The sequence below is a fragment of the Desulfocurvus vexinensis DSM 17965 genome, assembly GCF_000519125.1.
GTDB lineage: Bacteria > Desulfobacterota > Desulfovibrionia > Desulfovibrionales > Desulfovibrionaceae > Desulfocurvus > Desulfocurvus vexinensis.
In genome coordinates, this window is the sequence record NZ_JAEX01000053.1 from 1 (window position 1) to 1,414 (window position 1,414).

At 60.3% G+C, this 1,414-nt stretch carries 3 protein-coding genes and 1 pseudogene; all 4 read left to right on the forward strand.

Annotated elements, in window-relative coordinates; genetic code table 11:
• Window positions 1-257, forward strand: a pseudogene (locus tag G495_RS19490) (glucosamine 6-phosphate synthetase); the annotation flags it as partial.
• The gene (locus G495_RS19495) at window positions 254-853 is read left to right on the forward strand and encodes a gamma-glutamylcyclotransferase family protein (RefSeq protein ID WP_035252531.1); all 600 of its coding nucleotides are present in this window, start codon (window positions 254-256) and stop codon (window positions 851-853) included. The pseudogene G495_RS19490 and the gene G495_RS19495, both read left to right, overlap by 4 nt.
• Window positions 854-1,010: 157 nt before the next feature.
• Window positions 1,011-1,220: a helix-turn-helix domain-containing protein gene (locus G495_RS0114535; protein ID WP_028588365.1), complete on the forward strand. Its 210-nt coding sequence runs from the start codon at window positions 1,011-1,013 to the stop codon at window positions 1,218-1,220.
• Window positions 1,217-1,414, forward strand: a 198-nt coding sequence (locus G495_RS0114540; RefSeq protein ID WP_028588366.1) for a type I restriction-modification system subunit M N-terminal domain-containing protein, incomplete at its 3' end; no start/stop codon positions are given. The genes G495_RS0114535 and G495_RS0114540, both read left to right, overlap by 4 nt.

Genomic DNA, 1,414 nt, shown 5'->3' on the forward strand with positions numbered 1-1,414 from the left:
GCACCATCACCGTGCTCAAGGGCAACAAGCCGCTCTGCCTGCGTATCCACCGCCAGCACCGGGTGGTGCTCTACGCCTCGGAGCCCGCCTTCATCGACTTTGCCGTGGACAACGAGAAGGGCTGGCGCGAGCTTGAGGTGCCGCCCATGACCATGCTCACCATCCGCCACGAGGATGTGCGGGCCATCGAAAACAGCGAATTCCGCTTCATACCCCAGAAGCGCAAAGGGACACTGCCCGAAGGAGTGAATGCATGAACATTGGAGAATCCTCGAAGCTGACAAATCCGCAGGACAGCGGATTTGGACGCACTGAAAGTGCGCCCGCAGGGCGAGGGCCAGGGACGGCCCGAGTCAGCACAAACCCGGAAGACAGTCCCGAGACCATCCTCCGGCTCTTCGTCTACGGTACCCTGAAACAGGGCTACTGGAACCATCAACGTTTCTGCGCTCAGGCCCGCAGCATCGAACCGGCCGTGGTCTGGGGCAGGCTCTACCACCTCCACGCCGGTTTCCCGGCCCTCGAAGTGCCGGAAGGGCTGATCCTGGCCCGGGGCACCGCCGACCCACTGGCCGATGCTCGCAAGCAACAGGGAATCGCCACACCGCGCTTCGGCCGCCCGACCGGCGACTGGGATCTGATCCATGGGGAACTGGTGACCTTCACCGATCCGCAGCGCGATCTGCCGCCCATCGACCGGCTGGAAGGATTTCGGCCCGGCGGGCACAGCATGTACCAGCGGGTGATGGTGGCGGTGCTGTGCGGGCGCACCTCGGTTCCTGCCTGGATCTACTGGATGCCATGCCCGCCTTACGCGGAGAGAGTCGCCAGCGGCGAGTGGTTACGCCCGTGAGCAGACCTTTGCGGCTTTATCCGGACGAAAACGTTTGACAATCGGCCCCTGCCTAAATATATTAAAGGACGTTTTAATTTGGGGAAGCTCCGCCCAGCATCCCCGTTACCGCCTCTGGCGTGGCAAGAAAACCAATCGCCCTTGAGGAGTTGGAGATATGGCCGAGATAGAAGACCGCTGGTTATCAGTAGACGAAATAGGCAAATACCTCGGTGTCAGCAGCGACACCGTTTACCGCTGGATCGACAAGCATGCGATGCCCGCCCATCGCATGGGCCGTCTTTGGAAGTTCAAGAAAGACGAGGTCGACGAGTGGGTGAAGGCTGGCGGCGCGGCGGACAAGAACAGACAGGATAAGGCAGAATGAGCAACCACAAGGAAACCGAACGCGCAGATCTTCACAAAACCATCTGGCGCATCGCCAACGATCTGCGCGGCAGCGTGGATGGCTGGGATTTCAAGACTTATGTGCTCGGCATGCTGTTCTACCGCTTTATCTCCGAAAACCTGACCAGCTACCTCAATCTGCAGGAGCGCAAGGCAGGTAATCCGGACTTCGAT